We start from the raw sequence: 1,266 nt of genomic DNA, 5'->3' as shown, positions 1-1,266 counted from the left end.
GGATCAGTCCCAAAAGTTGTGGGGAGGTAAAATAATTTCGACCTTTGCATTTTACTAAAAGAACAGATGCAAGGAAATTACGAAGAATTATTAAAGTTATTGCTACCAGCTATCATTATTGAAAATTTTGAACTTACTTCTAATAAGACTACAGAGGAGGTGAAGCATTTATATCTACAGGAATTTAATCATATACCCAAAGAATTTGAATCTCAGAAGTTGGAATCCAAAGGTTTCTTTGATGAGATTACAGTTCAGGATTTTCCAATCAGAGGGCATAAAGTTTTTCTACACATTAAGCGCCGTAGGTGGTTTAGTCATACGCTTGGCAAAGTAGTATATCGGAACTGGGAATTAGTAGCGGACGGCACTCGAATGACACAAGAGTTTGCCGCTTTTTTAAAAGCTATCAATCGATTCTAATGCAGATGCTACTCAAAGTATTGCTACTTATTATGGAGTAAATGGCAAAAGATTACAAGAGCAGTATAAGAACAATCTAATTGATTTTAAGACTTGGCCTCAGCGAAGTCATGCTAAGAAATGGCTTCTTTTTCCACAGAACATAGGCAAATATTTATCCATCGATGAGACCAGTTTGTCTGATGGAGAACTTTATACTATTCTAACAAATAAAGCATCTAAAGGTAAAAAAGGCAGTATTGTTGCCATTATAGCGGGTACTAAGGCAGAAACGCTGATTGATGTGTTACAGAAAATTCATGTCAATCTTCGCAAGAAAGTCAGAGAGATTACCTTAGATATGGCTGCTAATATGGAATTAATTGCCAAAAGAACTTTCCCAAATGCTACCAGAGTTACAGACCGTTTTCATGTACAAAAACTAGCCACAGAGGCTTTACAGGAAATCAGAATCAAACACAGATGGGAAGCACTGGATGCTGAAAATGATGCTATTGAATTGGCTAAGAAAACCGATACAGAATATGTCCCCATAGTACTCTCCAATGGAGATACTATCAAACAGCTACTAGCCAGAAGCAGATATGTCCTTTACAAAAAAGAGAAAGACTGGACTGAAAACCAAAAGCAAAGAGCTACTTTATTATTCGACCTGTACCCTGACATTAAGCAAGCCTATGACTTAACCATGAGTCTTTCTCATATCTTTGAGAATACCAATGATAAGCTATATGGCCTAACAAGACTGGCTAAATGGCACGAGAAAGTAAGACAGGCTGGTTTTAAATCGTTCAATACAGTAGCCAGGTCAATTCAGAACCATTATAAAACGATTGTAAACTT

Annotated in this window: 2 protein-coding genes; both read left to right on the top strand. The window is 36.7% G+C overall.

Going from position 1 to position 1,266, the window contains the following annotated elements; genetic code table 11:
* The first annotated feature begins 66 nt into the window (after positions 1–66).
* Positions 67–423, top strand: a complete 357-nt coding sequence (locus EWM59_RS27485; RefSeq protein ID WP_130023127.1) for an ISAon1 family transposase N-terminal region protein — start codon at positions 67–69, stop codon at positions 421–423.
* Positions 413–1,266: ISAon1 family transposase (locus EWM59_RS27480; RefSeq protein ID WP_130024371.1), on the top strand; the 854-nt coding region annotated here is incomplete at its 3' end. The genes EWM59_RS27485 and EWM59_RS27480, both read left to right, overlap by 11 nt.

Source organism: Emticicia agri (genome assembly GCF_004168285.1).
Classification (GTDB): Bacteria; Bacteroidota; Bacteroidia; order Cytophagales; family Spirosomataceae; genus Emticicia; species Emticicia agri.
The sequence above is the reverse complement of the archived record's forward strand: the minus strand, read 5'-3'. Positions and strand labels throughout refer to the sequence as shown.